Annotated in this window: 2 protein-coding genes; both read right to left on the bottom strand. The window is 62.7% G+C overall.

Translation table 11 applies throughout. The features are described 5' to 3' along the window. Positions 1-2,516 (bottom strand): beta-galactosidase GalA (gene galA / locus ABI_RS14530; RefSeq protein ID WP_083811517.1); only part of this gene is annotated, 2,516 nt, incomplete at its 3' end. Between the two features lie 92 nt (positions 2,517-2,608). Next, entirely contained in the window at positions 2,609-5,545 is a 2,937-nt protein-coding gene (locus ABI_RS14535) for a TonB-dependent receptor (RefSeq protein ID WP_006273788.1), read from the bottom strand. Positions 5,546-5,597: the final 52 nt, after the last annotated feature.

Consider the following 5,597-nt stretch of genomic DNA (forward strand, 5'->3'; position numbering starts at 1 on the left):
GAAGAACGGGGAGAGGGGATCCGACACGCCTCACCCACCTTCAGAACAACCTTCCCGGCCTTCAAACCCTCCGCCGAAGCCGTCACGGTCACCGTCCCCGGCTCGCGCCGAACCTGGACAATCGCGCTGCACAGGCTGTTGAAAGCCTTGCGCTGAGACGCCTTATCCGGCTCATGGCTGTTCGGATTGCCATTACCGACGCCGATCACCGCCCCCGGACCTGCGACCTCAAACCGGATCAGGTTATCGGCCTTCGGCACCGGCCGACCCTTGGCATCGACCACCTCCGCCCGCAACACCGCGACATCACTGCCATCGGCGAACAAGCCCGACCTATCCGCCGTCAGCACAACCCGCGCCGGCGCACCGGCCGTCTCGCGCTTGTCCTTCAAAACCACCATGCCCTTGTTATAACCAAAGACCTCGATCTTGCCGGGCGCATAGGGCACCGACCATTCCAGGTGCCGGTTACGCGGCATGGCCTTCTTGCCGGCCGACTTGCCGTTGACGAACAGCTCGACCTCTTCGCAGTTGGAATGGGCCCAGACCGCGATTTCCTGGCCTTCCTTGCCCTCCCAGTTCCAGTGCGGCAGCAGGTGCAGCAGCGGCTCCGGACGCCACCAGGCGCGGTAGTAATAGTAGTTGTCCTTCGGGAAGCCGCAGGTATCGAACACGCCGAACTGCGACGAGATGCTGGGCCATTCCGAAAATGGCGTCGGCTCGCCGCGATAGTCGAACCCGGTCCAGATAAAGCCACCGGCCATGTAGGACTTGTCCGCCGCATGGCTCCACCAGGTCTCCGAGGTCGTCGCCCACCACGGCGCCGTGGTATCGTAGGACGGGACGATATGGTTGGCCGCGTCCAGGATGTATTCGCCGCGCGTACAGACGGTCGAGGCTGTTTCCGAGCCGATCAGCGGGATAAGCGGATACTTGGCATGGAACTCATCGATCAGATGGGTGCGGTAGTTGAAGCCGATGACGTCGACGACATGGGTCACGCCGTAGCCAAAGCCCTGGTCCATGGCGTAGGTAACGCCACGCGTTGGATCCAGCTCATTGCACAGCCGTTTCATCGATTTGGCGACAATGGCGCCGCGGTCGGTGCCCTGCTGTGGCTCCTCGTTGCCGATCGACCACAGGATAATGGACGGGTGGTTGCGGTCGCGCAGGATCATGGCGCGCAGGTCGTCCAGCCCCTGCTGCGACGAGGTCATGGTGCGGGTCTCGTCGATAACCAGCAGGCCCAGTTCGTCACAGGCCTCCAGCACTTCCGGCGTCGGCGGATTGTGCGAGGCGCGATAGGCGTTGCAGCCCATCTCCTTGAGCAGCTTCAGGCGATAGTACTGCAAGGCATCCGGCACGGCGGCGCCGACCCCGGCATGGTCCTGATGGTTGCAGGTGCCCTTCAGCTTCAGGTGCTTGCCGTTCAGGAAGAAGCCCTGCTCGGCATCGAACTTCACATCGCGGAAGCCGAACCGGGTGGTGACACCGTCGACCTTTTTGTCAACTAGACTGAGCGTCGTATCAACCTCATAGAGATGGGGCGCGTCGACCGACCAAAGGCTGGGCGCGGCCACCTTGAAGGTCTGAACCACATCACGCGTCTGGCGCGCCGGCACGGCGATATTCTGGCTGCCAGTATCCAGGGGCAGGGCCGTGCCCGGCTGAAAGACGATCGCCGACACAGTCACGGTCTGCACCGCATCGCTTTCGTTGCGAACCGTGGTGGCAACCTCGACCGTACCATCGGTCTTGGACCGCACACGTACACCATAGGGCGGGATATGAACCGGATCGGTCTTGACCAGCCAGACATGGCGATAGATGCCGGCGCCTTCGTAGAACCAGCCTTCGCCGAGCGAGGCATCTACACGCACAGCGACCACATTGGGCTTGTCGTCGGTATTGAGGAAATCGGTGACGTCGATGTGGATCGGGGTATAGCCGCCCTGATGCTCACGGATGATGTAGCCGTTGACCGTGACGATCGCGCTGCGGAAGACGCCGTCGAACTGCAGCGAAATGCGCTTGCCGGCATCGGCCTTGTCCAGACTGAAACTCTTGCGATACCAACCGACCGAGGTTTCCGGATAGTCGCGGCCCAGCGACTTGAAACCGTGGTTGGCCGCCGGATCCCAGATCTCGCCGCGGTCGTTGGGCTTCAGCTCGGACGCCTTGGGGTTCGGTACGAACGGAAGTTCGACCGCCCAGTCGTGGGGCAGATTCAGTTCCCGCCATCCGGAATCGTCGAACCCGGCCTGGGCCGCCTTACCCGAATCCGGGCCCTGCTTGGCATAGGTGCGCTGGTCGAGGCCAAAGCCAAAATCCTTCTCCGCGTCATGCAGATGGCCAAAGGCGAACCGCCAGCCGTCATCGAAGAGAATGCGCTGCCGCAGCCCCTGGTCGGCGGACTTGACCACCGGCGAATAGGGCTGGGCCTTGGCAGAAGCGGCTGGCACCGCAGCCGCGACGGCAGCGGCGGCCAGCAGATGGCGGCGGTTCAGATCCAACATGGCATTTCCCTCGGCATTATTTTGTATGACAATAAAAGGGCCGGAGCTTCAAATCAAGCTCCGGCCAGTTTAGGACTCTTCGGGAGAAGATGTCAGTACTTTACCGTCACATCGAACAGGAAGCGGCGGCCGTAGTAGTCGTTCCGCAGCAACCGGTTTTCCTTGTTGTCGTAATAGGCCCGCAACGGCGTATCCAGCAGGTTGGCCGCCTGGACGCGGAACGAAATCCGGCTGTTCAGGATATAGCTGGCGCTGGCGTCCAGGGTGGTTTCCGGCGCGACCCGGGCCAGAGCGCTCGAATCCCAGCCATAGATGGCGGTATAGGCGCTGTGGTAACGCGCGCCCAGGCGGGCATCGATGGTGCCGTTGCTGTACCACAGGTCGACGGTGGCCGTAGTCTTGGCGACGCCGTTCATCGGCAGCGGATTGTTCGACGGAACGAACTCCTCGATGTCCGACTCGACCAGGGCCAGGTTTGAATAGATGCCGAACTTCTCAAAGCCCGGAATAAAGCTGAACGGGGTCTGATAGGTCAGTTCGACACCGGCGATGTAGCCGCTGTCGTCTTTGTTGACCGGCGAGATCAGGGTGTAGCTGTTGCCGTTAATGGTCTCGCTACGCTGGTTGTAGCCAACATAGTTGTCGACCTGCTTGTAGTAGCCGGCCACCGCGAACAGGGCGTCGCGGTTGAAGTACCACTCATACGACGCGTCGAACTGGGTGGCTTCGAACGGCTTCAGGTACGGGTTGCCCGAAGAACCCGTGAACGGCGCGGTCGGCGAGATCGAGCGATTGGCCTTCAGCTCATTCAGAGGCGGACGCGACAGGACGCGGGCGGCGCCCAGTTTGAGATAGGCGCCATCGCCGAGGTCGAACCGGGCCGCCGCGGACGGCAGCAGCTTGGTGTATTGACGGCCGCCCTTGGCGGTGACCGCCACCAGCGGATAGAAGTCCCAGTTGCCCTGGATGTCCTGGAACCAGCCGCCGCCCGACCGGCTTTCGCCAGCGCTTTCGCTGTTCACCGACACGGCGCGCAGACCGATATTGCCATTGACCGGCGCGCCGGCGAAGGTCGTCTCGTAATAGCCCTGGACATAGGCTTCGGCGACCTTTTCGGTCACTTCGGAATTGAAGTTGACCGACTTCGGATCAAAGTCCAACGCGCCGGCGCCATAGGCCGCCGTGACCAGCTTGTCGAAATCACCGTCCAGCAGCGACGGCACGTCGAAATTTTTGAACTTGTAGTTGGTGAACAGGTTCGACGGCAGGGTCGTCACGCCGGGCAGATGTCCCGCCTGGCCATCATTACCACTGCTGTCCGACTTGGTGCGGTCGGCCAGGCGCAGGCCGAACTGTACCGACGTCCAAAAACCCCCGTCGAAATGACGGCGGAAGTCCAGCGAGGCGGAACCCAGTTCGTCGCGCAGCCGGCCGGGCGAATAGGCGCCCATCACCCATTCGATGCTCTGGCTGGCGTCCTGGGGCTGGGTCGAGACCTGAACGAACGGATCATCGCCGTCCAGGCGCCAGGTCGTGGTAGCAGGATAATAACGCATCTCTACGGCCTGCCACAGATTGCTGCGCTCGGCCTTGGAATAGGACACGTCGGCGGTGGCGGTCCAGGCGCCTTCGGTCCACTTGCCGTTCAGTCCGGTGACGATCAGGTCCTTGTCTTCGCTGTACTCGGCGATGACATTGGTGATTTCGCTGTAGGCGGTCGTCGCGCCGACCAGGTCGCCATCGACAATGACCGGATTGGTATAGCCGCCGGCATTGCCGCCGGCCCAGTTACCCCAGTTGCCGTCATACCATTGCTGGTTCTGGTGTTCGGAGATCTTGAACTTCGAATACAGCAGGTCGTAGGTGAGTTCGAAGAAGTCGCTTGGCTTCCACTGAAAGCCGGTCGACAGGCTGTAGCGGTCGGAGGTCAGGAACTTGGCTTCCGACGCGGCGCCCCACGGGGTCGGCACGTCGGGTCCATTCGTGACGATCGGGCCGGTATTGTTGGCCGGACGGATGGTGTCGTCGTTATAGCCCCAGCCCTGAAAGGATTCGTAGCCGTTCTTCTGCTGCTGGGCGGTGACGCCCAGAACGAAGGCGAACTCCGGCGACAGCTTCTTTACGAACGATCCCGACCCGCGGTAGCCCAGGCCGTCATAGCCCGGAAACGCCGTACCGCCGTCATAATAGACGACGCCGGCGCGAGCGACGATTTCCGGACCGCGGTAGTCCAGCGGACGGATGGTCTGGATGTCGACCGTGCCCGAAATACCGCCGGCCAGCAGCCTGGCTTCCGACGACTTGTAGACGCTGACACCTGACACGACTTCCGACGGATAGATTTCCCAACGGACGTTGCGGTCCGGTTCAGACGAGGCGACTTCGCGGCCGTTGACGGTGCCCAGCACCATGCGCGGACCAATACCACGGATAGCGGCCTGGCTGTCATTGCCACGGTCGCGCGTGGTGTTGACGCCCGGCAGGCGCGCCAGGGATTCGGCGATGGTGACGTCGGGCAGGACGCCGATGTCCTTCGACGCGATGACCTCGACAACGCCGGTTTCGCGACGTTTGATGTCCAGCGCGTCGCGCAGCGACTTGCGCATGCCAACGACGACGACGGCGTCTTCCGGCTCGGCAGGCGCAGCTTCAGCGGCGGCGGGGGCCGCACTCTCGGGCGCCGACTGCATCGAGGCGCGGACGATGACGGCGGAATTGCCGTCCTGCGTACGAACATTGAGACCCGTGCCGGCCACCAGTTGGGTCAGGGCGGTGTCGACCCGCAATGCCCCCTTGACCGGGTTGGTGCGGACGCCGCGCAGATCGTCAGCCGAGGCCAGGACCTGCAGGCCCGACTGCTGGGCGAACTGCGGGACAGCCGTGACGGCGTCCTGGGCGGCGATGTTGAAGGTCTTGGTGGCCTGGGCGCCCGTTTGGGCCCCAATCTGGGCATAGGCGGGGGCGGCCATGACGGCGACTGCGGCCGAAGCCATCAGCGCGCTGCGCAGACCGGTGTGCAAGTAGGACATGAGTTAGGCTCCCTGTGGTTCTGTTCTTTGATTGGAGCTCAATGGCTGTAAC

It is taken from the genome of Asticcacaulis biprosthecium C19 (assembly GCF_000204015.1).
Lineage (GTDB): Bacteria > Pseudomonadota > Alphaproteobacteria > Caulobacterales > Caulobacteraceae > Asticcacaulis > Asticcacaulis biprosthecius.

Coding starts and splice junctions, on each gene's coding strand:
- ABI_RS14535 (WP_006273788.1), bottom strand. CDS start 5,545: ATGTCCTACTTGCACACCGGTCTGCGCAGCGCGCTGATGGCTTCGGCC.